Origin of the sequence: Paludibacterium denitrificans (assembly GCF_009707705.1) — a bacterium.
Classification (GTDB): Bacteria; Pseudomonadota; Gammaproteobacteria; order Burkholderiales; family Chromobacteriaceae; genus Paludibacterium_A; species Paludibacterium_A denitrificans.
Map to the genome: position 1 here is coordinate 2,927,225 of NZ_WLYX01000001.1, position 24,387 is coordinate 2,951,611.

The 24,387-nt window shown below is 55.7% G+C and carries 23 protein-coding genes, 1 tRNA gene and 9 pseudogenes; 6 read left to right on the forward strand and 27 right to left on the reverse strand.

Features of this window, described 5'->3' with window-relative positions:
* The first annotated feature begins 207 nt into the window (after positions 1–207).
* Positions 208–1,410, forward strand: coding sequence for a branched-chain amino acid ABC transporter substrate-binding protein (locus GKE73_RS18850; RefSeq protein ID WP_230371098.1), 1,203 nt, complete (start codon positions 208–210; stop codon positions 1,408–1,410).
* A gap of 63 nt (positions 1,411–1,473) precedes the next feature.
* Here GKE73_RS18850 and GKE73_RS18855 read toward each other — a convergent pair whose 3' ends face one another.
* The 4 genes from GKE73_RS18855 to GKE73_RS18865 form a co-directional block, all read right to left on the reverse strand.
* Complete coding sequence (locus GKE73_RS18855) at positions 1,474–2,082, reverse strand: enoyl-CoA hydratase-related protein (protein ID WP_280955029.1); 609 nt, start codon at positions 2,080–2,082, stop codon at positions 1,474–1,476.
* Between the two features lie 14 nt (positions 2,083–2,096).
* Complete coding sequence (locus GKE73_RS24250) at positions 2,097–2,288, reverse strand: enoyl-CoA hydratase-related protein (protein ID WP_280955030.1); 192 nt, start codon at positions 2,286–2,288, stop codon at positions 2,097–2,099.
* 10 nt (positions 2,289–2,298) lie between these two features.
* A complete protein-coding gene (locus tag GKE73_RS18860; RefSeq protein ID WP_230371531.1) occupies positions 2,299–2,709 on the reverse strand; it encodes a DUF4442 domain-containing protein in 411 nt (136 codons plus the stop codon).
* Between the two features lie 106 nt (positions 2,710–2,815).
* Entirely contained in the window at positions 2,816–3,409 is a 594-nt protein-coding gene (locus GKE73_RS18865; RefSeq protein WP_230371099.1) for a TetR/AcrR family transcriptional regulator, read from the reverse strand.
* Between the two features lie 127 nt (positions 3,410–3,536).
* On the opposite strand from GKE73_RS18865, the pseudogene dapF reads away from it, so the two are divergent.
* From dapF to GKE73_RS18880, 3 genes and pseudogenes are all read left to right on the forward strand, one after another.
* Positions 3,537–4,369: pseudogene (gene dapF, locus GKE73_RS18870) on the forward strand (diaminopimelate epimerase).
* 27 nt (positions 4,370–4,396) lie between these two features.
* Positions 4,397–5,056 (forward strand): DUF484 family protein, encoded by a 660-nt coding sequence (locus GKE73_RS18875; protein WP_230371100.1) that lies wholly within the window; start codon positions 4,397–4,399, stop codon positions 5,054–5,056.
* 22 nt (positions 5,057–5,078) lie between these two features.
* Positions 5,079–5,621, forward strand: coding sequence for a hypothetical protein (locus tag GKE73_RS18880; protein WP_230371101.1), 543 nt, complete (start codon positions 5,079–5,081; stop codon positions 5,619–5,621).
* 68 nt (positions 5,622–5,689) lie between these two features.
* On the opposite strand, the pseudogene aroF reads toward GKE73_RS18880, so the two are convergent.
* The 15 genes and pseudogenes from aroF to GKE73_RS18960 all read right to left on the reverse strand — a co-directional run bounded on the left by aroF (position 5,690) and on the right by GKE73_RS18960 (position 17,922).
* A pseudogene (aroF, locus tag GKE73_RS26195) lies at positions 5,690–6,705 on the reverse strand (3-deoxy-7-phosphoheptulonate synthase).
* Complete coding sequence (locus GKE73_RS18895; protein WP_230371104.1) at positions 6,702–7,352, reverse strand: DJ-1/PfpI family protein; 651 nt, start codon at positions 7,350–7,352, stop codon at positions 6,702–6,704. The pseudogene aroF and the gene GKE73_RS18895 overlap by 4 nt, the downstream one beginning before the upstream one ends.
* A gap of 108 nt (positions 7,353–7,460) precedes the next feature.
* Positions 7,461–8,006 (reverse strand): hypothetical protein, encoded by a 546-nt coding sequence (locus tag GKE73_RS18900; RefSeq protein WP_230371105.1) that lies wholly within the window; start codon positions 8,004–8,006, stop codon positions 7,461–7,463.
* A complete protein-coding gene (locus GKE73_RS24255) occupies positions 8,006–8,245 on the reverse strand; it encodes an aminotransferase class I/II-fold pyridoxal phosphate-dependent enzyme (protein ID WP_280955031.1) in 240 nt (79 codons plus the stop codon). Before GKE73_RS24255 ends, GKE73_RS18900 begins: the two co-directional genes overlap by 1 nt.
* 2 nt (positions 8,246–8,247) lie before the next feature.
* Positions 8,248–9,023: pseudogene (locus GKE73_RS18910) on the reverse strand (pyridoxal phosphate-dependent aminotransferase).
* 119 nt (positions 9,024–9,142) lie between these two features.
* A pseudogene (locus tag GKE73_RS26200) lies at positions 9,143–9,672 on the reverse strand (LOG family protein).
* Between the two features lie 107 nt (positions 9,673–9,779).
* Positions 9,780–10,848, reverse strand: a pseudogene (gene pheA, locus GKE73_RS18925) (prephenate dehydratase).
* A 5-nt stretch (positions 10,849–10,853) separates the two neighbouring features.
* Positions 10,854–11,096: an O-methyltransferase gene (locus GKE73_RS24265; RefSeq protein ID WP_280955264.1), complete on the reverse strand. Its 243-nt coding sequence runs from the start codon at positions 11,094–11,096 to the stop codon at positions 10,854–10,856.
* Entirely contained in the window at positions 11,063–11,443 is a 381-nt protein-coding gene (locus tag GKE73_RS24270) for an O-methyltransferase (RefSeq protein ID WP_280955032.1), read from the reverse strand. The genes GKE73_RS24265 and GKE73_RS24270 overlap by 34 nt, the downstream gene beginning before the upstream one ends.
* Positions 11,444–11,515: 72 nt before the next feature.
* Positions 11,516–12,604, reverse strand: a pseudogene (gene serC, locus GKE73_RS18935) (3-phosphoserine/phosphohydroxythreonine transaminase).
* A gap of 138 nt (positions 12,605–12,742) precedes the next feature.
* Positions 12,743–13,075 (reverse strand): annotated as a pseudogene (locus GKE73_RS25130) (PaaI family thioesterase); the annotation flags it as partial.
* Entirely contained in the window at positions 13,072–13,554 is a 483-nt protein-coding gene (locus tag GKE73_RS18945) for a PaaI family thioesterase (protein WP_376767446.1), read from the reverse strand. The pseudogene GKE73_RS25130 and the gene GKE73_RS18945, both read right to left, overlap by 4 nt.
* Positions 13,541–16,170, reverse strand: a pseudogene (gyrA, locus tag GKE73_RS18950) (DNA gyrase subunit A). The gene GKE73_RS18945 and the pseudogene gyrA overlap by 14 nt, the downstream one beginning before the upstream one ends.
* Positions 16,171–16,294: 124 nt before the next feature.
* On the reverse strand, positions 16,295–17,038 hold the full coding sequence (locus GKE73_RS18955; protein ID WP_230371108.1) for an amino acid ABC transporter permease: 744 nt from the start codon (positions 17,036–17,038) through the stop codon (positions 16,295–16,297).
* A gap of 65 nt (positions 17,039–17,103) precedes the next feature.
* Complete coding sequence (locus GKE73_RS18960) at positions 17,104–17,922, reverse strand: basic amino acid ABC transporter substrate-binding protein (protein ID WP_230371109.1); 819 nt, start codon at positions 17,920–17,922, stop codon at positions 17,104–17,106.
* A 185-nt stretch (positions 17,923–18,107) separates the two neighbouring features.
* Here GKE73_RS18960 and GKE73_RS18965 point away from each other — a divergent pair, with 185 nt between their 5' ends.
* Positions 18,108–18,425, forward strand: coding sequence for a hypothetical protein (locus tag GKE73_RS18965; protein WP_230371110.1), 318 nt, complete (start codon positions 18,108–18,110; stop codon positions 18,423–18,425).
* 45 nt (positions 18,426–18,470) lie between these two features.
* Positions 18,471–18,546 (forward strand) — tRNA-Thr (locus GKE73_RS18970).
* Positions 18,547–18,842: 296 nt separating this feature from the next.
* Here GKE73_RS18970 and GKE73_RS18975 read toward each other — a convergent pair.
* The 8 genes and pseudogenes from GKE73_RS18975 to GKE73_RS19010 form a co-directional block, all read right to left on the reverse strand.
* Positions 18,843–19,295, reverse strand: coding sequence for a hypothetical protein (locus GKE73_RS18975; protein ID WP_230371111.1), 453 nt, complete (start codon positions 19,293–19,295; stop codon positions 18,843–18,845).
* 2 nt (positions 19,296–19,297) lie between these two features.
* The gene (locus GKE73_RS18980; protein ID WP_230371112.1) at positions 19,298–20,446 is read right to left on the reverse strand and encodes a phage tail protein; all 1,149 of its coding nucleotides are present in this window, start codon (positions 20,444–20,446) and stop codon (positions 19,298–19,300) included.
* A 12-nt stretch (positions 20,447–20,458) separates the two neighbouring features.
* On the reverse strand, positions 20,459–20,932 hold the full coding sequence (locus GKE73_RS18985) for a hypothetical protein (RefSeq protein ID WP_230371113.1): 474 nt from the start codon (positions 20,930–20,932) through the stop codon (positions 20,459–20,461).
* A 9-nt stretch (positions 20,933–20,941) separates the two neighbouring features.
* Positions 20,942–21,127: a hypothetical protein gene (locus GKE73_RS18990; RefSeq protein WP_230371114.1), complete on the reverse strand. Its 186-nt coding sequence runs from the start codon at positions 21,125–21,127 to the stop codon at positions 20,942–20,944.
* Positions 21,124–21,420 (reverse strand): annotated as a pseudogene (locus GKE73_RS18995) (hypothetical protein); the annotation flags it as partial. The gene GKE73_RS18990 and the pseudogene GKE73_RS18995, both read right to left, overlap by 4 nt.
* Before the next feature lie 963 nt (positions 21,421–22,383).
* Complete coding sequence (locus GKE73_RS19000; RefSeq protein WP_230371116.1) at positions 22,384–23,685, reverse strand: hypothetical protein; 1,302 nt, start codon at positions 23,683–23,685, stop codon at positions 22,384–22,386.
* Positions 23,682–24,047 (reverse strand): hypothetical protein, encoded by a 366-nt coding sequence (locus GKE73_RS19005; RefSeq protein ID WP_230371117.1) that lies wholly within the window; start codon positions 24,045–24,047, stop codon positions 23,682–23,684. The genes GKE73_RS19000 and GKE73_RS19005 overlap by 4 nt, the downstream gene beginning before the upstream one ends.
* Before the next feature lie 2 nt (positions 24,048–24,049).
* Positions 24,050–24,289 carry a hypothetical protein gene (locus GKE73_RS19010; RefSeq protein WP_230371118.1) on the reverse strand — a complete coding sequence of 80 codons (240 nt, stop codon included), beginning with the start codon at positions 24,287–24,289 and terminating at the stop codon, positions 24,050–24,052.
* Between the last annotated feature and the right edge of the window lie 98 nt (positions 24,290–24,387).

The window sequence follows — 24,387 nt, forward strand, 5'->3', positions numbered from 1 at the left end:
CTGCGCTTTTTTTGCACTCTCATCACACGTTATTTGTTGACGTAAAAGCAAAAAAAGCGAAAAATTAGCGGGTCAATGATGGAGATTGTATCCGCTCCCCAGCATTTTCGGCCACCACTCACCCCCGGTTGCCGACTGACATGAAATGCCAAAAGCTTTCGTGGCGAATGACCCTATAAAAACTCTTTAACTGACCAGGGCATTTCCATGTTTTCCCCACGACTCTCCCTTATTATGCTCGGCGTACTGGCGCTGACTGCCTGTAACAAAGCTGCCGAGACCAACAAGACTGCCGCCTCCGCGCCTGCTGCTGCCGCTGACGGGTCTACCGTAAAAATTGGTTCGGCCAACCCGCTTACCGGCCCGTTCGCCCACTGGGGGCGTGATGCCGATAACGGCGTAAAGCTGGCAGTTGAAGAGGCCAATGCCGAAAACATCACGCTTGATGGCAAAAAAGTAAAATTTGAAGTGGTATCGGAAGATGACCAGGCCGATCCTAAAGTCGCCACTCAAGTTGCCCAACGCTTTGTCGATCAGAAAGTGGCTGGCGTGATCGGTCACCTGACCTCTGGCGCTGCCATTCCGGCTTCCCGCCTGTATTCCGACGCAGGAATTCCGATGATTGCCGGTTCGGTTACCAGCCCGAAATTCACCGAGCAAGGCTACAAGAACACCTTCCGCATCATCGCCAACGACGTGCAACAAGGTCAAGCGTTGGCCAAGTTTGCCGTTAGCGGCCTAAAAGCCAAAAACGTCGCCATTATCGATGACCGCACGACCTACGGTCAGGGCTTGGCTGATGACTTTGCCAAGTCGGTAGAAGCCGCTGGTGCCAAAGTGGTGAAACATGAATTCACCACCAACAGTGCTACCGATTTCATGGCGATTCTGACCTCGATCAAGGGTGCCAAGCCTGATCTGGTGTTCTACGGTGGTATGGACGCTCAAGCTGGCCCGATGGTTAAGCAAATGCGTAAACTCGGGCTGAACGCTGCCTTCATGGGTGCTGACGGCGTGAACACCGCTGAGTTTGCCAAACTGGGTGGCAAAGATGCCGAAGGCTCTTACGCTTCCAGTGCTGGTGCTCCGAAAGAAAGCATGCCTGGCTTCGCCAGCTTCAACGAGAAGTTCAAGAAGCGTTTCAATGCAGAAATCCAAGCCTATGCACCGTATACCTACGATGCAACGCGCGTAATGATCGATGCCATGAAGCGCGCTGGTTCGGCCAACCCTGCCAAGTACCTGCCTGAACTGTCCAAGACCCAGTTGCAAGGCGTTACCGGCAAGATCGCTTTTGATGCCAAGGGCGATATCCAGAACGGTACCGTGGCCTTGTATCAGCTGAAAGCAGGTAAATGGGTGTCTGTTGACGCCCCGGCGGCCAAGCCCACTGCCAGTGCCGCCAAGTAAGCTACGCGGTTAAAACAAAAACGGCGCCCTTGGTTGGCGCCGTTTTTTTGTTGCCGAGAATGCTCAGTCGCGAAACTCGGCAGTTTGTTTACTCATCAGCGCCATGCTCGGCTTTCTGCAAATCCTCGGACAGCAACATGGCGGCATTCCGGTGGCTACATAATTCAGGCTGTCTGCAACCGAATGATCGCGGCTGTAGTTAAGGATCTCCTTGCTGCCGCGTATGGCCAACGGGGATTTGCTGGCAATTAGCTGTGCCGTCGTTAGCGCCGCCTGTAATGTGCTGTCGGCATCGTCGTAGAGGCTGTTGACCAGCCCGCCTTGCCACGCTTCATGTGCGCCGATATCGCGCCCGGTCAGCACCCATTCGCGTGCCCGGCCTTCTCCACAAATTCGGCCAAGTCGTTGCAGCGAACCCACATCAGCTACCATCCCCACATCAATCTCGCGCACGCCTAACACGCTGTTTGCCGCTGCGTAGCGGAAATCTGCCGCCAGCGCGATGTCCAGCCCTCCCCCCAGACAAGAGCCGTGGATGGCTGCAATCACCGGTTTGCGGCATTGTTCCGGGCTGGAAACGCTGGTCTGCAGTGCCAGAATCAACCGGCGCAGGTTTTCCCGTTTGCGTGCCTCGCATGTTTCGCGGATGGACGATTGCACTTCCATGAGCATGGCCAGATCAATGCTTAAGCACAAAAGTGCTTGCCCTGCCCGGCCAAAACAACGGCGCGCACGGACGGCTCCAGATCGGCCCACTCCATGGCCTGTTGTAGTTCTTGCCACATGGCGGCATTCAGTGCGTTAGCTTTGTCCGGACGGTTAAAGCGGATCAGGGCGATGCTGTTTTGTTGCTCGCACGTCAAAGTCGTCAGATTCATGGGCCTGCCCTCAGGTTCGTTGTTTGGGCACCCAAGCCCATACCATTTCGCAACTGATGGGCGATTCACCCGATTCATCCGTCACGTTGACCGCCACCGTCACATTGCCCTTCTCCAATTCATGCATGCTGGCGATCTGCTCGGCAGTCAGCGAAGCACTGGCACGCATATCGCCTTGTGCACGCTTGAGATAATCGATCTTCATCGACTTGAGCAGCATCAGCTTGTCGTCCGGCACATTCATGCCAACGACAAAGCCGGTGGCGGTTTCGGCCAACAGTGCCATGGCCGCGGCATGTATCCCCTTGATATGGTTCTGTACTTTCCGGCGGTTACGCAACGATACAACCAGCCGTTGCTGGCTGACTTCCTCAAAGCGCAAGCCCGCTGTCGACAGAAACGGTACCACTTTGCCAAACATCACGGTCAGCGCCAGTTTAACGCCAGCCGACCGGTAGCTTGGCAACGCGGGCGGTCATACGGCTCATGCCGTTTTTTTTGTAGTCCATGTGTTGTCCCCTCTATTGTCATGGATGGTGGTTCAGGTAAGTCCCAGCAACGCTCTGATTTGTTGTTTGATGATGTCCAGTGCCCTGGTCATCAACCCGGGCCAGTTGCAATCCGCCTTGCAACGCGGAAAACAGCACAACGCCCATTGCCTCGGCGCTACCGGCAAAATGCATTTGCCGCGTTTCCAGCCCTCGGCGTACAACGGCAACGGCCCACTGTCGCATTTCATCAATAAACGCGCAGGCTTCCTGCTGCATTTCCTCCGGTAACGTCTGGAATTCAGTAGTCAGAATGCCGCTCGGGCAGATTTTCTTGTCATGCTGATAGTACGTTTCTGTCAGGCCGAAGTAGCGTTCCAGTTGGGCCGTGGCGTCCAGTTGGCTTTGCGCCTCGATAAAGCGTTGGAAGCGGCGGCGATAACGTTGAATCAGTGCCACGCCCAGATCGGTTTTTTTAGGAAAATGGTAATGAATGGCAGCATTGCGCACCCCCAGCTCAAGGCTGATGTGCTGATAACTGAAAGCATTAAAGCCTCGGGCCAGCAGCAAGGCTTCGGCAATATCCAGAATGCGCTTGCGTGTATCGGTTTTAGGGTCTATTGGCGTTTTCATTAGGTCACTTTACTTACTGATCAGTAAGGATGTCAATTGCGGGGCAGCCACAATGCTGTACAGCGATTTGGGATGGGTTATGATGGTGGCTATTTCGGCCAACCTGCGCCCGGACACGTAAATAAAAATGAAATTGAAATTTAGCAAGATGCACGGCCTTGGCAACGACTTCATGGTCATTGATGGCGTTCGGCAAACTGTTTCACTCAACACCGAAACCATTCGTCGGCTGGGGGATCGCCATTTCGGCATCGGCTTCGATCAGCTGCTGCTGGTTGAAGCGCCGCACCAGCCAGAAAACGATTTCCGCTATCGCATTTTCAATAACGATGGCGGCGAAGTGGAACAGTGCGGCAATGGTGCGCGCTGTTTTGCCAAGTTTGTCAGCGATCAGAAGCTCACCAATAAGCAGTCGATTCGAGTGGAAACCGCCAAGGGCGTGATTGTCCCCAAATATCTGGGCCGCAATCAGGCGGTGGTTGATATGGGTGCCCCGCGTTTTCAGCTTAAGCTGAAATACCCTTTGTCGCTGAGGCCGAGGCGCTGATCTACCCGCTCGATACTCCGCAGGGCTGTTGCGATATTTCCGTGGTTTCCATGGGCAACCCGCACGCGGTACAGCTGGTGGATGATGTCGAAACCGCCCCGGTGCAAACGCTGGGCGATGCCATCGAGCACCACCCGCGCTTCCCGGAACGCGTCAATGCCGGTTTCATGCAAGTGATCTCGCGTGAGGAAATTCGCCTGCGCGTGTATGAGCGCGGCGCAGGGGAAACCCCGGCCTGTGGCACTGGCGCCTGTGCGGCGGTAGTGGCCGGTATTCGCCGTGGCCTGCTGGATAACAAGGTTCGGGTGCATACCCGTGGCGGCGAGTTGACCATTGAATGGGCGGGTGAAGGCGCTACTGTGCTAATGACCGGCCCTGCCATCACCGTGTTCCGGGGTGAAATTGAAATCTGAATCACCGTTTGCACATAAGGATCAACAATGCACGCTGATGACGTTCTGGCCTTTCTGGATAGCCACCCCGATTTTCTGGTACAGCACGCAGAACGGCTCAACTTGCCGGAACCCTCGCTGTTTTCCGAATCGCAACGCGGGGTGATTCCGCTGGCAGAACGTCAGTTGCTTGGCTTGCGTGACCGCAATCGCCAGCTGGAAGCGCGCTTGCATCAATTGGTGCGGCATGGTGAAGCCAATGATCTGATCATCCGCCGCTCACACCGCATGGCCGTGCAACTGTTACGCGGGCAGACACCGGCAACCATGCTGCAGGAACTGCGACAGTGCTTTGCCAACGAGTTTGGGCTGGATCGCTTTGCCATCCGGGTCTGGCATGACGCGGCGGCGCGCTATCCGGATATTTATAATAGCCGCCATGACATTCAGGCACTGGCGCGCAACCTTGCCGCTCCTTATTGCGGCCCCTACGTCAATGACGAGGTGATGGGCTGGTTCCCGCCTACGCCCGTATTGCAATCCTTTGCCCAAGTCGCCCTGCGGGATGATCAGGGCCAACCCTTTGGCTTGATGGTTCTTGCCAGCGATGATGCCGAACGCTTTACCTTTGACATGCATACCCACTATCTGGCGCAGATGGGGGAACTGGTGGCGACCGGCCTGCTACGGGTATTGACCGAATCATGATGCTTACCGCCATGGCTGGGGCTTGCTGGCCGTTTTGTTGTCGTTTTTCTTGCTGATTCTGTGGCGCCTGATCGCTGCCAGAAGCGGTGTTGCCATCGCCTGCTTTGTCGCGGCCTATTTCATTCTCGCCGGACTGTTCCGGCTGGCCGACCCGCAAACGCTGTTGCGCCCGATCTGGTTGCCGTTTGTCTATATCTATAGCTGGCTGGCAATCGCTACCGTGTTATGGGCGGCGGCGACCATGCGCGTTACGCGCCGCGCCTTGTCGTTTCCCGGGCAACCGCCATTATTGTCAGCGCTGTTTTCCTCGCAGTTGGCCTTGCATCTGGGCGTTGTTGCACTGTCGCCCTGGCTCGGATGGCGCCCGCTGGCGGCTTATGCCATGTTGCCGCCGGTGGTGGTGGTGGTCAGTTATGGCTGCTACCGGCTTTTTGCTTATGTGACTGGCAAACTGGGCTGTGCCACCGTCCCTTGGCCGATACTCGGCGGAGCGGTATTGCTGGCGCCTCTCGCGCTCATGGCATTGGGCAAATGGCTGGTTCCATACTTGTTAGGCTGGGTATAGTTGGCCGAACATACACAAAAAAACCGGGGTTGCCCGGTTTTTTTGTGTCCATCCAATTAGTGTTCTGATTACAACCGACGGCCCGGGGCTTCGGCCAAGGGTTTGAGTTCGCCTACCAGTTGCTGCAATTCCTGCGGGGTCAGTGCTTGGTCCGCATCACACCATGCCTCGCACGGCGTTGGATGCATTTCTATCATCAAGCCGTCTGCCCCCGCTGCCAAAGCCGCTTTGGAGAGTGCAGGTACCATCCAGGCTTTGCCACCGGCATGACTCGGATCAACGATCACCGGCAAATGCGTTTCCTTCTTCAGCACCGGGATCGCGGTAATATCCAGCACATTGCGATAAGCATTTTCAAAGCTGCGAATGCCGCGTTCGCAGAAAATAATATTGTGGTTGCCACCAGCAGCAATGTATTCCGCGGCCATGAGCCATTCGGTCAGGGTGGCCGATAGCCCGCGCTTGAGGATGACCGGCTTGTTGATTCGGCCAACTTCCTTGAGCAGATCAAAGTTTTGCATGTTGCGCGCGCCGATCTGGATCACGTCGACATCGTGCTCCAGAAAGGTATCCAACATGCGCACATCCATCAGCTCCGTGACAATCGGCAGGCCGTAGTGCGCGCCCGCCTCCTTCAGATAATCCAGCCCCTTGACCCCCAGCCCCGGAAACTGTAAGGGCTGGTACGTGGCTTGAAGGCTCCTCCGCGCATCAGGCGGCAACCCGCAGCCTTGACCTCTCGCGCCGAAACTGACATCTGCTCGGCGGTTTCTACCGAACACGGCCCGGCGATGATCTGGATAGTCTGACCACCCACCGGCACCCCACGAATATTGATCACACTGTTGGCTGGCTGGGTTTCGCGCGAGACGATGCGGTACTCCTTCACCACCCGCATGGCACGCTCCACGCCTTCCATCAGTTCAAACATGTCCGGAGTCAGCGCGCGTTCATCGCCCACGGCACCAATAATCGTGCGTTCAGTGCCGCGAGAGACATGCTCAACCAGCCCGGCAGCACGGATTTTGTCGATCACCGCCTGTATCTGGCAGTCTTGCGCATTGTTGGCCATGACGATGATCATGGGGGAAGTTCCTGTATGAAGTTTGGCTTGCCACGGGGCAAGAGAATTACAACAAGCTTTGCAAACCAGCCACGGCGGCCTGGCAGGAGGCAAACACCTGTCTTAAGCGTAGCGGCGCCATACATGTAGGCCGGGGCCGAAACAAAGCGATGTGTCCGATCAACGCAGGCTTGTTCTACCGGCGTTTCGACATGTTGCTGCCCCCACTGCTCGAGCGCGGCGATCATGGCCTGACCTTCCGCCGCATGACCAAAAGTGATGCGGGCGCCTTGAATCCCGGCCTCTTTGGCAATCAGCCCCAAGACCAGAGGGGCGGCACACAGCGCCACCACGGGTTTGTGGGCCAGAACAAAGGGCAAAACCGCCGCCTTGACGTCATCGAACAGCTTGGCATTGGCGCCATCGCTGGCAAAACTGGTCAGATTCTTTGCTGCACCAAAACCACCGGGAAACACGATGGCATCAAATTCGGCAGCATTGAGTGCTTCCAGTGGCTGAATCTGGCCGCGCGCGATACGGGCGGCTTCGTCCATGATGTTGCGTGTTTCAGCCATTGGTCGGCCTGCTGCATGGTTGACCACTGCTTGTTCCCGGTTCGGGGCAAAAAAGCGCACAGCCAAGTCCGCCTGCGACAAGGCAATCACCACGCTTAGGCGGCTTCGGTAATCTCACTACCATCAAAGACGCCACAACCAGAAAGTACCAGCGCTACGGTTTTCATTGTCTGCTCCTTGTGTTGCTGGTCCTGAATGCTGTCATTTTCGCAGATGCTGCCAGCGTTCAGCCAGTTTTTTGGCAAGTCTTGACCATGCCTGACGGCGACGCGTGCGCCACGTTTGCAATAGTGCGCGGAATGTTATCCAGGCTCGCGTCAGCGCCAAGCGATAATAGATCCGCTGGCGAAACTGCAGGAACCATTGATATAGCGTAGAAAACCATGGCACCTGAAGCAATGCATCTCGGGTCAGGCCAAACAGCCACGCTACCACGCTGGTGCCCAGCAGTTTGGCCAGCAGGATGATGGCAAGGCCCAGCAGTGCATGCCCCTGCCCGATGAGCCAGACAGCGGTCAGTTTGACTGGCAACAGGCCCAGCACCGGGATGGTGTACAACGCCAGTGCCTGATGTGGTGACAGGCGCCGGATGGCAGGCTCCAGCCGCCTGAGCCTAAGAACGTGCCCCAGACGCCGCAGCCCGTCGGCCAGTTCATCCCGGTGCAAATTCCTCAAACGCAATGACCAAGGCCGCCAATAAAACCAGCGGCCGGTCAGTAGACGGCGAAGGAGACGTCGACCCTGCATCAGTCGCCTACGGCCAGCTCCAGCACTTCAATGAAGCGGGCGTTTTCTTCCGGCAAGCCGATGCTTACACGCAGGCTGTTGGGCATGTTGTACGGTGCGAGCGAGCGCACGATGACGCCATGCTTGAGCAGAAAGGCGTTGAGTGCCTTGGCGTCGCCAACGTGGAAGGTCACGAAATTACCGTAAGACGGAATGTAAGGCAGGCCCAGACGCTGGAAGGCGTCAGTCAGTTGTTTCATGCTTAAGCCTGATTGTTGGCAACTGACTGGCGCAGGAAGTCATCGTCATCCAGCGCCGCGCAGGCAGCCACTTGCGCCAGACTGTTGACATTAAACGGCTGACGAATGCGGTTGATCAGCCCGGCCACTTCCGGATTGGCCAAGGCAAAGCCAACGCGCAACCCGGCCAGTCCATAGGCTTTGGAGAAGGTGCGCGAAACGATCAGGTTGGGATAGTGTTTTAGCCAGCCGATGCTGTCAGAGGCCAATTCTGGCGGCAGGAATTCGGTGTAGGCCTCGTCCAGTACAACCAGCACGTTGGCTTAAGCACCGCATCGAGGAACTCCAGTAACGCGCCCGGCTTCAGCAAGGTGCCGCTGGGATTGTTGGGATTGGCAATGAAGATCAGCTTGGTATTGGCTTTGATTGCGGCGCGCATGGCGTCCAGATCATGGCCATACGCCTGTGCCTTGACCTCAATGCCTTCGGCTCCGACGGCCTGCACCGCCAACGGGTAAACGGCAAATGCGAATTCGGAATACAAGGCCGAGTCCGCCGGGGTGAGGAAGGTGCGAGCTACCAACTCGAGAATATCGTTGGAGCCGTTGCCCAGTACGATTTGCTCCGGCTGGACATGGAATTTCTGGCTGATCTTGGCTTTGAGGTCAAAGCCGTTGCCATCCGGGTAACGCGACAATTCGGCAATCGCCGCGGTCAGCGCTGCCTGGGCTTTGGGCGGAATACCCAGCGGGTTCTCGTTGGAGGCCAGTTTGACGATCTGATTTTCTTCCAGCCCCATCTCGCGGGCGACTTCACCGATCGGCTTGCCCGGTTGATAAGGGGCAATGGCGCGGATGTAGGCTATGCGCCAGTTCGGAAAAAGACATGCTAACTCCTAGTGAATTTAACAAAACCGGGTCAGGTTCTTTCCAGATCCAGCCATTTGGCAATGTGTCGTGGTCGATGGTTGCGCATGCTGTCCAGCAAGGCAGTTGGTGTTTCGGCCAACGTAAACAGGCTCAGGTTTTGTTCGCGCACAAAACCGGCTTCAATGGTTTGTTTGACCATCTGCATGAGCGGATCATAGAAACCCGCCACGTTCAGCAAACCGATCGGTTTGCCATGAATACCCAGTTGTGCCCAAGTCAGAATTTCAAACAGCTCGTCGAATGTACCAAATCCACCGGCAGCGCCACGAAGCCATCCGATAACTCGGCCATCAGCGCCTTGCGCTCATGCATAGTGTGGGTGATGTGGATTTCGGTCAGGGCATGGTGAGCCACTTCCTTGGCTTGCAGGAAGCGTGGAATCACGCCAACCACTTTACCGCCAGCGGCCAGCGCGGCATCGGCGGCGATTCCCATCAGGCCGACATTGCTCGGCGCCATACACCAGAGTAATGCCCTGCTCAGCCAGCGTCTGGCCAAACAGTCGGGCGGCTTCGGCATATCGCGGATTACTACCTTTATTGGAACCACAGAACAAGCAAACAGATTTCATGATGAGCGATCAGGACAAGCGTCCGGCCAGTGGCCGGACCATGGTGACAGGAACATTACAGCACAGCGATCGGATAAGACCCCAGTACTTTTACAAATGACGTTTTTTCGGCCAACCCCTGTAATGCCCGGTCAATGTTGGCATCGCTGTAGTGGCCTTCCATGTCGATAAAGAAAACATAGTCCCACAGGCACGCGAAGGACGCGACTCGAATTTGGTCATGGAGACGCCATTGACGGCCACGGGTGTCAGCAATTGATGGACGGCGCCGGGGCGATTGGGGGCAGACACCACAATGGAGGTTTTGTCCTTACCCGACGGCCCGACATCCTGATGCCCCAGCACCAGAAAACGCGTGGTGTTGTTGGGTTCATCTTCAATGCTTTCGGCCAACTTGAGCAGATCAAAACGCTCGGCCGCCGCCTGACCCGCGATGGCCGCGGCCGACGGGTCTTCACTAGCCAGACGGGCCGCTTCGGCATTGCTGGCTACCGACAGCCGCTCTACCGTGGTAAGCAGATTCTTGTTGAGCCACTCATGACATTGCGCCAGCGCTTGTGCGTGCGCATAGACACGGGCAATGCCTTCCGTGCCACCAATCTTGCGCAGCAAGTGATGATGAATGCGCAGTACCACTTCGCCACAAATCTTGAGCGGCGAGCTGACCATCAGGTCCAGCGTGCGGCCGACGGTGCCCTCGGTAGAGTTTTCCACCGGCGCCACGACGTAATCCAGCGCGCGCGACTCCACCAGCCGGAAGGCTTCATCTATCGAATTGCAGGCAATCGTGCGGGCGGCATGGCCAAAGTGCTTGACCGCTGCCAGCTGGGTAAAGGTTCCTTCCGGCCCCAGATAAGCCACTGACAAAGGTCGCTCCAGCGCCGGGCATTCGGACATGATTTCGCGAAACAGCCGGGCCACTGCTTCGCCCGGCAACGGGCCGGGGTTGATTTCCTTGATGCGCCGCAAGACCGGGCTTCGCGTTCCGGGCGATATACCACCCCACCGCCTTTGATTTCGCCAATTTCACGCGCATGACGTGCACGCTGGTTCAGTAGCTGGAGGACCTCGGCGTCGATGGCGTCGATGGCATCACGGTGTTGCTTGAGAAGTTCTTCCGACACGTTATTCAGTCTTTCAATATGACAAACTGCCCTTTTCCAATCCCGTAAGTTTCCGCGAGATAGCCTTCGCTCGCAAGCACTAGCCGGACAAAATCGCCGCATTCGTCCTGATGCGACAGGGCATTATCCATGATCAGCAAACCTTGCGGGCGTAATACCCGCTGAATATCCGGCCAGTAAGAACAATAGCGGGATCGGTCAGCATCAAGAAAAATCAGGTCCGGGCTGTTGTCCGGGGTTTCGGCCAACCTGATGCTTCGGCGTCACGGCACTCCAGTTGCACGCGATCTTGTACGGCAAATGCCTGCAGGTTTTGCTGCGCCAGCACCTGTTTTTCCGGACTGACGTCCAGCGTAACGATCCGCCCCGGCAGATCGCGTAGCGCCAACGCCATCCATAGCGTGGAATAACCGTTGGACGTGCCGATCTCGAGAATATCGCCGCCGCGCTGGTGGCGCACCAGCTGGTACAGCAGCTGGCCAGTATCCGGGGTGATATTCAGCCGTTTTTCATGGCGCAACGTCGTGGCGTGATCGAGCTGATAACCTTCTTGCCATAACGATTGTAACCGTGCCAGTAATTCTCTAGTCAGCATGACAGGCTCCTTGTGACGCATAAAAAACCCGCGCCGGGCGCGGGTATGGCTCATGCACTTTTCGTTGCCGTCTCAACTGTGTTGACGGGCAAAATCGGTCATGAAGCTGGCCAGCGCCTTGACGCCTTCCAGCGGCATGGCGTTATAGATGGAAGCGCGCATGCCGCCAACCACGCGGTGCCCCTTGAGTTGCACCAGGCCGTTTTTCTTGGCTTCCTGCAAGAACGCTTCGTTCAGCCCATCGTCTTTCAGGCGGAACACCACATTCATGCGTGACCGGAATTCTTTATCGATATGGCAGTGATAGAAGCCATTGCTGGAGTCGATCACCTGATACAGCACGTCGGATTTCTCTTCATTGCGAGCCTGCATGGCCTTGATGCCGCCCTGCTTTTTCAGCCATTTGAATACCAGTCCGGCGATATAAATGGGGTAAGTGGCTTAGCGTGTTGTACATGGAATCAGCATCGGCATGTACCTGATAGTTCAGCATGGTTGGCAGGTCAGCACGGGCCTTGCCCAGCAGGTCTTCGCGGATGATCAGCACGGTCAGTCCAGACGGGCCGATATTCTTTTGTGCACCGGCATAGATCAGGCCGAAACGGCTGACATCGATTTCGCGCGACAGAAAGTCGGACGACATGTCGCACACCAACGGTACGTTATCCTGTGCCGTCGGGATAAACGGAAACTGCAGACCGCCAATGGTTTCATTGCTGGTGTAGTGCAGGTAAGCCGCGTTTGGGTCGCGCTGCCGGTGTTTTCTGCCGGGACGTAGGCAAAATTACGGTCTTCGCTGGATGCCACGATATTGACGTTGGCGTAGCGCTTGGCTTCCTTGACGGCCAGCTTGGACCAGTGCCCGGTATTGACCACGTCGATCGACTGTTTGTCGCCCAGCAGGTTGAGCGGAATCATGGCAAATTGCAGCGAGGCGCCGCCTTGCAGGAACAGTACCTTGTAGTTTGCCGGGATGTTGATGAGCTCGCGCAGGTCATGCTCGGCGTCATGGATGATCTGCATGAACTCCTTGCCGCGGTGGCTCATTTCCATCACGCACATGCCGGAACCATGCCAGTCGAGCATTTCGCTCTGGGCTTCCATCAATACTTCTTGCGGCAATACTGCCGGGCTTAAGAAAAAGTTGTACACCTTGGCCATGTCTGTCCTCTGTAATTGCAATAGTCTGTTCAGGTGGTCAGCAGGAAGTGCGCCCGGGCTACGGCTACCGGCTTGTGTCGGTTCTCTTGCCAGGGCTTCAATCAGCACATGTGCAACACGTTTGCCCTGCTTGGTGATTTCGCATTGGGCATGCAGTGTCTTGGCACGGCAGGATCGCAGGTAATCAAGAGAAAAGTCGAAAATCTTGGGTGCTTCCAACGACTCACGCCCCCACATCAGGTGAATCAGGGCGGCATTTTCCAGAAAACCGCCGATCAGCCCGCCGTGCAAGGCAGGCAACGTCACGTTGCCTACGTTATGGGGATAAAACGGCAGGCTGAACAGCAATTTCCCGTGTTGATCTTCGGAAATTTCCACGCCCATCAGCTTGGCGTAGGGAATGCTGTCAACAATCGCGGTAAAGGCCTTCTGCTCGCGCAGGAGCGCAAACTGCTGCATGAACTGGCTCATGTTGGCGCCCCTTCCGGCAGCATTGCCACCGGACTGGATTCACGCATGAAGGTGGCCACGCCATGGGCAATCGGGTCGGAAGGCGTGTCGTGGTAACACACCGCCCGGGTAAAGGCTATCTGGTTGGCTAGCCGATAGCATTCCGCCGTGCAAAAGATGGCCTTGCCCGGCGTCGCCGCTTTCAGGTAGTCAATGCGCAAATCCAGCGTGGCGATGGTTTCCATGCGTTCCAGTTGAGCCATGACGGCGATGCCGCTGGTGGTATCCACCAGCGAAGTGATAATGCCGCCATGCACCACGCCACTGGCCGGGTTGCCCACCAGATCATCCCGCCATGCCACCTTGAGCGTCGGGCTTCTGCCCTCGGTGCCAAGGTATTCGAACCCCAATGTCTTGCAGTGCGGGAACGAAACAAACAACTGGCTCATCGCCGCCAGCAGTTCAGGGTTGGTTAGGCCGTACAACTCATGCTTGCTCATCCGTTTCGGGTGCATCCGCAGCGGGAGACTCATCGACAGCCGTTTCCGCTTCGGCGTCGATTTCATCCTCGTCGCCCTCGCCTTCGGCCACCTTCTCCAGCCCGATCAGTTTTTCGCCTTCATCCAGATTGATCAGGCGCACGCCCCGGGCCGAACGGCCGGTCTCGCGCACCTCGGCCACCTTGGTGCGGATCAGTACGCCACCGGTGGTGATCAGCATGACGTCATCGCTGTCCTCTACCAGGCTGGCGGCGACCAGTTTGAGACCGGTCTTATCGGTCAGGTCCATGGCGATCACGCCTTGCGTGCCACGGCTGGTATGGCGGAATTCGCCGGTACGTGTGCGTTTGCCATAACCGCCATCGCTAGCGGTCAGCACTTGCTGGTCTTCCGAATTGGTCACCAGTAACGAGATTACGTGCTGACCTTCGGCCAACTGCATGCCGCGAACGCCGGTAGCGTTACGCCCCATCGGGCGAACATCGGTCTCGTTGAAGCGAACAGCTTTACCAGCATCAGAGAACAGCATGATCTGGTCGTCACCGTGCGTCAGCGCAACGCCAATCAGCTTGTCGTCATCATCCGGGTTGACGGCAATGATGCTTACCGAACGCGGACGGGAGAAGTCCACCAGTGGGGTTTTCTTGACCGTGCCATTGGCGGTACACATGAAGATGAACTGGTCTTCGCGGAATTCCTTGACCGGCAGCAGTGCGTTGATTTTCTCACCTTCGGCCAACTGCAATACGTTGACGATCGGTTTGCCACGGCTGTTGCGGCCACCTTGCGGCAGGTCGTACACCTTGATCCAGTGGCAGCGCCCCAGCGAAGAGAAGCACAGTACGTAGTCGTGGGTATTGGCGACAAACAGCGTATCGATAAAGTCGTCGTCTTTGGTTGCTGCCGCCAGCTTGCCTCGCCCGCCACGGCGTTGCGAGCGGTAATCGTCAATCGGCTGGGCCTTGATGTAGCCAGAGTGAGAGATCGTCACCACCATGTCTTGCGGGGTAATGAGATCCTCAATATTGATGTCGCCACCAAATGGCTCGATTTCCGAGCGGCGCGGATCGCCAAACTGCGCTTTGATGGCGGTTAACTCGTCCGCAATAATCTGATTAATGCGTTCCGGTTTTTCCAGAATGTCGATCAAGTCGAGGATGACAGCCATGATGTCGCGATATTCGCCAACAATCTTGTCTTGTTCCGGGCCGGTCAGGCGCTGCAGACGCATTTCCAGAATGGCCTGCGCCTGCGTATCGGATAGCCGGTAGCCGCCGGTGTGCAGGCCAAACTCTTCGGCCAACCCGTCCGGCCGCGCTTTGCTCTGATCCACGCGCGACAGCATTTCTTCAACCAGCGGCGAGCGCCGGTGCGGGTCATCAATGCGGCTTTGGCAGTAAGCGGCGTTTCCGATGCTTTGATGAGCGCAATGATTTCATCGACATTGGAAAGCGCAACTGCCAAGCCTTCCAGAATATGCCCGCGCTCACGAGCCTTGCGTAATTCAAAGATGGTGCGGCGCGTCACCACTTCACGACGATGACGCAGGAACTCTTCCAGAATCTGCTTCAGGTTCAGCAGGCGCGGCTGGCCATCAACCAGTGCTACCATATTGATGCCGAAGCTGTCTTGCAGCTGGGTCAGCTTATACAGGTGATTGAGAACGACCTCAGGCATTTCACCACGCTTGAGCTCAATCACCACGCGCATGCCAGACTTGTCCGATTCGTCGCGTAGGTCGGAAATCCCCTCGATGAGCTTCTCGCGTACCAGTTCGCCAATGCGTTCCAGCAGGCGTGCCTTGTTCACCTGATACGGAATTTCATCAACGATGATCGCCTGACGTTCACCCTTGCCAATATCTTCAAAATGGGTGCGGGCACGCATGATCACGCGGCCACGACCGGTGCGATAGCCTTCTTTCACGCCCGCGGTGCCATAGATAATGTCGGCCGGTCGGGAAGTCTGGCGCAGGGATGATGTCGATCAGTTCATCGATGGTAAGCGTGCTATTGGCCAGCAACGCCGGGCAGGCATCAATCACTTCCGTCAGGTTGTGCGGCGGAATATTGGTGGCCATGCCCACGGCGATGCCGGAGCTGCCATTGATCAACAAATTAGGAATCTTGGCTGGCAGAATCAACGGCTCGTGCTCGGAGCCATCGTAGTTCGGGCCAAAATCGACGGTTTCCTTGTCGATGTCGGCCAGCAGTTCATGCGCAATGCGCGCCATGCGGATTTCGGTGTAACGCATGGCTGCCGCGTTATCGCCATCCACTGAACCGAAGTTGCCTTGCCCATCCACCAAGGGGTAACGCAAGCTGAAATCCTGCGCCATACGTACGATGGTGTCGTACACCGCCAAGTCGCCGTGGGGATGGTATTTACCAATGACATCGCCCACGATACGCGCAGATTTTTTGTAGGCACGGTTCCAGTCATTGGAGAGCTCGTGCATGGCAAACAATACGCGGCGGTGGACAGGTTTCAGGCCATCTCGCACATCAGGAAGGGCTCGCCCTACAATTACGCTCATGGCGTAATCCGGTAGGAGCGGCGCATTTCCTCCTCGAGGCTAATTGGGATCGTTTCCTTGGCGAAAAGCTGATCAGTCATGGATAAATGGCTAACTTTTTCTGAAAAGAAGTAGCGCACATTCTACCATGCCGACACCCTGCCCGCATGTCTGGACAACAAAAAGCCGGGTTTCCCCGGCCTTGTTTTTGACGTTAGTGCACCACTAGTGTGCAGCAATCTGGTACCGCTTCTCCAGACTGGAGATGCCCCGAGCCATCAACATGGTCATCGCCAGATAGAGGAAGGAAATCGTCAGGTAAGGCTCCCAGTAGCGAGAATAGACCCCGGCCACTGTGCGCGCGGCAAACGCGAGTTCGGCCAACCCGATGGCAGACACCAGAGAGCTGTCCTTGAGCAGCATGATTGCTTCGTTCCCCAGTGGCGGCAACATGCGGCGGAAGGCTTGCGGCACCACCACGAGCTTCATGGCCTGACCATACGACAACCCGAGCGAGCGGGCCGCCTCCATCTGACCTTTGTCTATGGACTGAATCCCCGCGCGAAAGATCTCGGTAATGTAAGCACCAGCGTTCAATGTCAGCGCCAACAGCCCGGACAGGAATGCGCCATAGTTCTGGCGAATCTCGCGTGCCAGATCACCATCAATCAACAAACCATCAGTAGGATGGATTAGTGATGGCATCAGCGCAAAATGCACCAGCAGTATCTGCACAAACAGTGGCGTGCCACGGAAAAAAGTCACATAGGCCGCTGCCGGAAAACGCACGCCGTAGCGGAGAAAAATCTTGGCAAACCCGTGCTTTGCCTGAGCGAGTCGAGCCACACCCATGAATAGGCCAATTAACGTACCTAAAACCACAGCGATAATCGTGATGGATAATGTCATCTTCACGCCATCGATAAACAGCGGAAGATACTCGTTAATCATTTCCCAGCGGAAATCCATCTTGCCTACCCTTAATTAAAAGGCCCGGCCAATACCTCTGACCGGGCGTATTTCAACTATGCTAATTACTTTTTGGCGCCAAAGTACTTGGCGTAAATAGAATCATAGGTGCCGTCAGCTTTGATTGCTTTCAGGCCGCTATTAATCTTGGCCAGCAATTCCTTATTGCCCTTCTTGACGGCAAAGCCATAGAACTCTGCGGAGAAGCTCTTGTCATCGGCAACGACAGAAATGCCGTTTTGCGGATTATTTTTTACGTAGTTGATAACGACGCCGTTATCACCAACTGCCGCCTGAACGCCGCCGCTTTCCAGCTCTTTCAGGGCCAGCGGCATGCTTTCAAAGCGCTTGATGTTAGAGCTGGTTTTGCCCAACAGCTTTTTCACGACATCATCACCCGTCGTGCCAGTTTGCACGGCAACCTTCTTGGCCTTCAAGTCTTGGAAGGTCTTGATGTCCGACACACCCTTGGCTACGGCAATCAGCTGACGGGCTTCAAAGTACGGATCAGAGAAGTCCATGCTTTGCTTGCGCTCATCCGTAATGGTGATGGCGGAAGTCAGAATGTCGCGATCGCCTTGCTGCAGCGTGGAGAAGATACCTTCCCACGGGGTATTGACGAACTTGACCTTGAAACCAGCCTTGGCGGCAACGGCACTCAGCACGTCAATATCAAAGCCAACGATTTCTTTTTTGTCATTCTGGAATTCAAACGGAGCATATGTTGCGTCCGTTCCAACAACATACTCCTTGGCTGCGGATGCGGCCGGAGTGCTAGCGGCCCCGGCGCTTGCACTGGCTTGTTCGGTTTTTTTACCACAAGCGGTAACAGCTACCGTTGCAAGCAAAACACTGGCAAGTAGCATTCTTCTGGACTGCTTCATCCTCGTATCTCCGTGTCGTTGTTTCGGTTTGACTCGTTGTGAGAGTCGGCTGCATGCTACTATACCCTGTCTTTTTTTATTGACAAAATTTTCACTAAAATCAGGTGGCATATTAAAAAATGACGATCAAATCTCCCTTAAAAGCACTATGCATTATTTTAATGACATTATCGTCAGGATTTGCCATGGCAGAGCCGGAAGACACCCCTCTTCCGGGAGACATGCAGCCGCCCCCTTCTATGGTTAAAAGCAAGAAACACGCCAATGCATCGAATATGAGCGCTACGCATCGCGCCCAAAAACACTCAGTTCATCGCGGCAAAATCAAGAGCCATCGACGTGGTCAACCCAAACTGGCGGCACGTCACGTCCGTTCGACCAAGCATCTACATCAAGGCAAGAAAAACCTGATCACACACAAAAAAGCCGTGAAACCGGTCAAGCATCATAAAATCAAACAGTTGCATGGCAAGCAGCACGCAAAGCATAAAAAAGCAAAGTAAACGACTTGCGTTAGCTTGGTGGCCTAGGTATATTACGCGCCTATCGCCGGTGTAGCTCAGTTGGTAGAGCAGCTGACTTGTAATCAGAAGGTCGGGGGTTCGACTCCTCTCTCCGGCACCAATACAGACGGGCCTTGCAGCTATGCAAGGCCCGTTTCACATTCATGGTTTTAGAAAAATATTAGACAGTGCTGTCTAATATAAACACTACTTCACGGCCTTTCCCTTGCGAATACTTCGCCTGTCATAGACCTTGTGAAGCGTTGTGTCGTCGGCATGGCCAGTTGTATTTTTTGCATCCTCGCCTTGCTGTAACGTTGCGAATTGATTTGCACAGTTTAGCGCGGGCTTTTGCACTGCCCAACACGGCTAACCAGTGCAAATAACCCGCAAAAATACCGGCTTTTAACCCTCCCCCTACTCAATCAGACTGGCCGCGACAAACAGCGCATCCAGCTGCTTATCCGTCAGCCCTAGCTGCTGACCAACCCCGGTGATAAACGGGCTGTACCGTTTGAACGTCTGGGCATCCTGCCAAGCCAGCTTCAGCATCATGTCCGTTCCCTCGGCGGCAATGAATGCTTCCACCTTGTCCAGTAGCCCAGCCTGGTAAAGCGCACCACGCGCTTGAAAGCGGGTGACTTCCTGCGGAATAGCCGGTGCCGGGTCTGGCACGACCTCCGATTTGATTGGCCGTTCCGGCAGCACCACCCACTGGCCGTTCTGGTACTTGGCCACCTCGCTCCCCGATATTGGTGGTACCGGCGTTAGTGTCGAGTAGTGCGGGAGCGGCCCAGTCGGGTCAAGCTGTTCAACATGGTCAAACAGCCAGTCAGAACCACAGACGTAAACACTGATCAGGTCGGCCATGGTTAAGTCCTCACGTAAGCTTTGAGCTGGCTGATACGGCCATCCAGCGCGTCGATGTCAGGGACGACAAACTGGGTCCCGGTGTCGTAGCTGTAACGCGGCCCATCAGGGGATATGCCGTAAACCACGCCAGATGCAGGTAAAACAACGACCATCCCCCCGCCAAACGCCGCGCTGTTGCATGTAAAGGCGGCGGGTTGTGTGTGCTTACTCCACACGATTCCGTCGGTAGACGTGGCCGCGAAGTAACCGGATGCGTTAAAAGCCGCGAAGTAACCGTTACAGAAAATAACCACGCCGATTGACGAAATATACGGGAGGTATCCCCCGGTCCAGTGCTGCCCGTCCGCCGAGACGGCAAAGCCTGACGAGCCTACCGCCACAAAGACGCCGTTTCCATAGGCGATGCTGGTCCAGCTTGCATTGACCGGCAGTGTGCCGCCGAATGTCCACGTCACCCCGTCCGGGGAAGTGGCGCACACGGTATTGTTAGTCATTGCTACCGCGACGAAGACGCCGTTTCCGTAGGTCAGTGCTGACCAGTTGGCCGATATGCCTATCGCCCGCTGCGTCCACGTCACCCCGTCTGGCGACGTGGCAGCAATCGACGTGTTATTGGCAAGCGCGACAAAGACACCGTTACCGAACGCTACCGCCTTCCAATAGCTGTTCGGCATCGTATGTGTTGTCCATGTCATACCGTCAGAAGACGTGGCCATGGTCGCCGTGCCGTTAGCGACGGCGACAAAAACTCCATTCCCGTAGGCGACTGAATCCCATGATGCCGTCGCGCCCATGGACCGTTTAGTCCAGTTGATGCCATCCGGTGAGCTGTAGCTGTATAGGCCGCTACCTGCTGCCAGCGCAACAAACATGCCGTTACCAAAGGCGACAGCCATCCAGTTCGAGGTCGGCAGGATTTGGGGAACGAGATCACCCAAGTTGCTGGTTGGAATAGTACCCAGCTTCCCGTACAACGCCGGATAGCTGCTTTGCAGGTAGGCCGAGCCATCGCATGGCAGCCAGTCAGGTCCGGGGGCATCGGCAGCGTAGAGAATGTCGCCCGTCTTGCTAGAGCCACGGTTAAACAGGCTTTTGATGTCAGCTCCAATCGCGCCGAGGGAAGACTGAATGTTCGCAAGCAGCGACATACGGCAGCCCTCTTATGCCTTGGCGGCGTTGTAGATGGCAACGAGGTCAATAGTCGGGTCACCCACGCCGATATTCTGGCACGCCTGCAACTGCTGGGCAGCAGTGAGCGTCTGGACATCAGCAAAGCTTACACGATTGCCTACAGCGGAAAGCAGGTTGGCCAAAGCGGTGTCATCACCCCCCAACTTGGCTTCGATTTCCTTCAGCGTATCGTAGGCCGCGCTAGATCCGCCGAGGATATCTTCCTTCAGTTGAGCCAGCAGATCGGTGACCTTGCTGGACGAGTACGTGGATGCGGCCGATATAGCTGCATCGTTGATGCCAGTGGCTGATTGCAGGGCCAGCTGTAACTCATTAATGGCGTTGACAAGAGAGGTCTTCGCTGTGGTATTCAGTGCGGCAGGATTGCCAACAGCAGCCATCAAGGCTTTTACATCGGTGGCGAGCGCTTGTGCCAATGCAGAGAGTTTCACATCAAGTGTCATGGTGGTTCCTTAGAGTTTCGCGATTTGGTAGATCAAAACAAGGTCGACATCGAATTCAGCAGTACCGGATTGGCCGGGCGGACCGGGTGGCCCCTGTTCTGCCGAGGTGGTGAGCACCTCGCGGTCGATAACCGTGGTTTCCAGCACCTCGACCTCGACGCTGGGCACCAGTTCGATGATTTCCGGATCGCTCATGGCGCCAGCACTCCCGGTTTCACGACGATCGTCCCGGTCATGACAAGGTCCACGCGGCGTGGCTCGGGGCCGGGCCAGCGCACTCTCAGGTTGAAAACGGCAGAACGCCGGGCGTAGGTTCGGGTGATGTCGGATTCGATGCGGAAAGTGAAGGTACTATCCGTGACGGTGATGCCAGTACCGGTGGTCAGGAACAAGAGCGTGTCCATGGACCCGGCATCGGCCTTAGCCACCAGTTCGAACTCGGCCCCGGTTAGATCGACAGGCTTACCGCCCGCCGTCCACTGCCAAGACTTCTCGAAGGTGCAGCCCGGGTAATCTCCAGTGGGTCGGGACGGGCATACGGTTTCATGGGGTTCCTAAAGCAAAAACGCCGAACAAGGCGAATTGTCCGGCGTCTGGTGGCTTCAGGGAGGTGGGAAGGGGTTCGGTAGATTAGTGACCGATCAAAACTATTGCTAAATCAATCATCTATTATGCATAATTTGATGGTCGCTAAGTCGTGAAGAATATATGCTCCTATATTCATAACTATTGGGCCACTAATGAGCGCACCTTCAATTCAAAAAGAACACGCAGTTGAAACATACAAATCACTTATACAAATTTCCGTTGAGGGAATGAAATTACTTGCCGTTTTCAATGGAGGGGCGGCTGTTGCATTATTATCTTACCTGGGAATCTGGCAGGAAAAAATATCCCAGTTCCAAATATGAAATGCTCCATGGGGTGCTTCTTGGCAGGGCTATTTTGTTGTGGCGCTTGTTTTATAACAAGTTACCTAACTCAGCTGAATTTATATCAGGAATCTATGGAGTTCCATGAAAATAATTCCAAGACAAATCATGCGTGCATACTAAAAATTTCAATACTATTTGCTGTATTAAGTATTCTATTTTTCGCCATTGGCTCCTATAGTGCCGTTGTCAATTTTAAATAGATTCGGATAGATAATTATGACATCAATGAAAACCATAAAAATATTTTTACTTACTGCATGCATTGTCATTTCTGGCTGTGCGGCGATAGTTAAACCTATGACAACACCTGATGGTAAACAGGGGTTTCTTGTTTCGTGCGATGGTGCCGCAGATGACTGGAGTTCTTGCTATGAGGCGGCTACAAAGGCATGCCAAGGCCCATACAAACTTATTGATCGTAATGAAAGCGCCATCCCGTCGGCATACGGGCCAATTATCAGAAGAAATTTAATTGCCGAATGTAAGCAGTAACAAGTATGACGGCCATGGGCGCCCCTACACAAAAAACACACTCTGGTCGTTCGGGTTATCTGACAGGAAGATCCTGTCCGGGGAGATGGCCCGGACATAGCTGGCGTTGGCGTTCTTGCGCAGGATTTTGTCTTCGGGGATAACCTGCTGGGTGGTCAGGTCGTAGTAGACGTGGTGGTCGACATGGCTGGTTGACTCACTGATCGTCAGCGGCATGACATTCAGGGTGTGGCTGCCATCCGAAAAACTACCAGCGTTGATATCACCGGTGCCGATATCAATGCCGATCAGGCTGTGCGTGATTTCCAGCGCCGGAAGGTCGAAGCTGTCCGTGCCGTACGGCAAGATTTCCCCGGTATCTTGCCGACGCGACCAACCATCCTCTGCATTTTTCCGATGAAAATCAAACGAAATGGACCCGATTTTCTGGCTGAAGGTGTAGTCCTCCAGATAGTAGCCGTACTCGACAATGTACGGCGTCCCCATCGGGTGGCCCGCCCCGTCAGAGGTCGGATACGTAAGCACTTCCCTGACTTTGACCATTTCGACGGTACCGGTTGTTCTGACATAGAAGTCGACCGGTACGACGTTGCCCGCTTCACTCAGGGTATAGAGCGGCCCTTTGTAAAAATACGTCCATCCCCCTTCTTTTACGTCAACCTGCACCCGTCCAAGCTGTTGAATCGTCATCGTCACGTCGTAGCGGGTCTTATTGATGCGGTACGGGTCACTGACATTGTCCGTACGGACCACGCTGGTCACGTTGACCTGGTAGTAATAGCGCCGGGTGCTTCTCAACAAGGCCGTCTTTCCATCTTTTGAGGCCATGACCCACTCGTAGTCGCTGTCATCGTCCTCGGTCTTGGTGATGGTGCTATGAACCACGACGTTGGGCTGGTAGGTGTACTCCCGGTCATCGGCGTAGCCTCCCGCCCCAACCGTGAGTTTCAAGACTTCGCCGGGAGCGATGGGGTACAGCCAACAAAGCCATCCCCCACCAAGACGATGCTTGCCGCCATACACCGACATCTGCGGCCCGGATGTCCAGATATCGTTTCGGGCACCGGCCACGTTTTTAGGGGCGTTCGGTACCGTGGTGACATTCATGTACACGGGGCTGCCACCAGTAAGAAATCCACCATAATTATTCAGTTTGCAATCAAACGGATTGATGCCCTTCCATGGAAATGTTTGGCCGTCATCGCGGAACAGCGTACCGGTGGAACCAAACCCGGTGATGCTTGAATATGGGGCATCTTTGTCTGGGGTAACGACGACATACCCACCGCCAATGAATCCGTATTGGGTCGGCTGGTCGATCATCATGCCCCCTGTTTGAAGGTGATGGTGACGGGTGAACCAGTGGGGTTTCCGCTGCTGTTTGACTCGGCAATGGTCAGGGTTTTGATCGGCACTGTTCCAATCCGGAACAGCCCGTCATGGGTAAAGTAAGGCGTGGTGTCGGTGGTGCTGTCGTAGAGCGTCCGGCCGGTTTCCACATACTTGGCCGCGAGGCCCGCCGACGTCTGGCCAGTCCCACTACCTTCCGTTGCCTTGCCACGAAATATCCCGCCGGGAATACCACCGGGGCCGCTGGCGGGCGGTAGGCCGGGGTCGGTCTTCTGGCTGGATTGCCGGGCCAGTGCCTGGGCGACTTCGGCCGCTTCTTGTGCGCTGAGTCTCGCCATGGTTACACCTCGTAGATTTCGTTGCTGACCAGTGAAAGGTTGGCGTACTGGCCATCGTCCAGTCCGGCATCTTCAACCTGCAGCCACAGTGCTTGCATGCCGGACACCACTTGCCCGATGGCTACGCTGGCACCGCCATGGGCGAGTTCTGAGAGCGAGTTGGCCAGTCTGATCTGGCTGGCCGGGAGTCCGGGGCCGATGGCCTGCGCCGTCAGGGTGATGGTTTCACCACTGGGTGTCATGGCCACCTTGCTGCCATCGGTACCGACCCAGATCCGGGTAACAGTGCCACCGGCTAATGCCAGCTGGCAAGCGGCTGGTGACGCTCGGCGTCACGATA

What these genes read in the sequence shown, in the direction of transcription:
- GKE73_RS18850 (WP_230371098.1), top strand. Translation starts at nt 208, where the DNA reads ATGTTTTCCCCACGACTCTCCCTTATTATGCTCGGCGTACTGGCGCTG.
- GKE73_RS18855 (WP_280955029.1), bottom strand. Translation starts at nt 2,082, where the DNA reads ATGCTCATGGAAGTGCAATCGTCCATCCGCGAAACATGCGAGGCACGC.
- GKE73_RS24250 (WP_280955030.1), bottom strand. Translation starts at nt 2,288, where the DNA reads ATGAATCTGACGACTTTGACGTGCGAGCAACAAAACAGCATCGCCCTG.
- GKE73_RS18860 (WP_230371531.1), bottom strand. Translation starts at nt 2,709, where the DNA reads ATGTTTGGCAAAGTGGTACCGTTTCTGTCGACAGCGGGCTTGCGCTTT.
- GKE73_RS18865 (WP_230371099.1), bottom strand. Translation starts at nt 3,409, where the DNA reads ATGAAAACGCCAATAGACCCTAAAACCGATACACGCAAGCGCATTCTG.
- GKE73_RS18875 (WP_230371100.1), top strand. Translation starts at nt 4,397, where the DNA reads ATGCACGCTGATGACGTTCTGGCCTTTCTGGATAGCCACCCCGATTTT.
- GKE73_RS18900 (WP_230371105.1), bottom strand. Translation starts at nt 8,006, where the DNA reads ATGCAGGGTCGACGTCTCCTTCGCCGTCTACTGACCGGCCGCTGGTTT.
- GKE73_RS24255 (WP_280955031.1), bottom strand. Translation starts at nt 8,245, where the DNA reads ATGAAACAACTGACTGACGCCTTCCAGCGTCTGGGCCTGCCTTACATT.
- GKE73_RS24270 (WP_280955032.1), bottom strand. Translation starts at nt 11,443, where the DNA reads ATGCTGACTAGAGAATTACTGGCACGGTTACAATCGTTATGGCAAGAA.
- GKE73_RS18945 (WP_376767446.1), bottom strand. Translation starts at nt 13,554, where the DNA reads ATGAGCAAGCATGAGTTGTACGGCCTAACCAACCCTGAACTGCTGGCG.
- GKE73_RS18955 (WP_230371108.1), bottom strand. Translation starts at nt 17,038, where the DNA reads ATGGATTTCCGCTGGGAAATGATTAACGAGTATCTTCCGCTGTTTATC.
- GKE73_RS18960 (WP_230371109.1), bottom strand. Translation starts at nt 17,922, where the DNA reads ATGAAGCAGTCCAGAAGAATGCTACTTGCCAGTGTTTTGCTTGCAACG.
- GKE73_RS18965 (WP_230371110.1), top strand. Translation starts at nt 18,108, where the DNA reads ATGGCAGAGCCGGAAGACACCCCTCTTCCGGGAGACATGCAGCCGCCC.
- GKE73_RS18975 (WP_230371111.1), bottom strand. Translation starts at nt 19,295, where the DNA reads ATGGCCGACCTGATCAGTGTTTACGTCTGTGGTTCTGACTGGCTGTTT.
- GKE73_RS18980 (WP_230371112.1), bottom strand. Translation starts at nt 20,446, where the DNA reads ATGTCGCTGCTTGCGAACATTCAGTCTTCCCTCGGCGCGATTGGAGCT.
- GKE73_RS18985 (WP_230371113.1), bottom strand. Translation starts at nt 20,932, where the DNA reads ATGACACTTGATGTGAAACTCTCTGCATTGGCACAAGCGCTCGCCACC.
- GKE73_RS18990 (WP_230371114.1), bottom strand. Translation starts at nt 21,127, where the DNA reads ATGAGCGATCCGGAAATCATCGAACTGGTGCCCAGCGTCGAGGTCGAG.
- GKE73_RS19000 (WP_230371116.1), bottom strand. Translation starts at nt 23,685, where the DNA reads ATGATGATCGACCAGCCGACCCAATACGGATTCATTGGCGGTGGGTAT.
- GKE73_RS19005 (WP_230371117.1), bottom strand. Translation starts at nt 24,047, where the DNA reads ATGGCGAGACTCAGCGCACAAGAAGCGGCCGAAGTCGCCCAGGCACTG.
- GKE73_RS19010 (WP_230371118.1), bottom strand. Translation starts at nt 24,289, where the DNA reads ATGACACCCAGTGGTGAAACCATCACCCTGACGGCGCAGGCCATCGGC.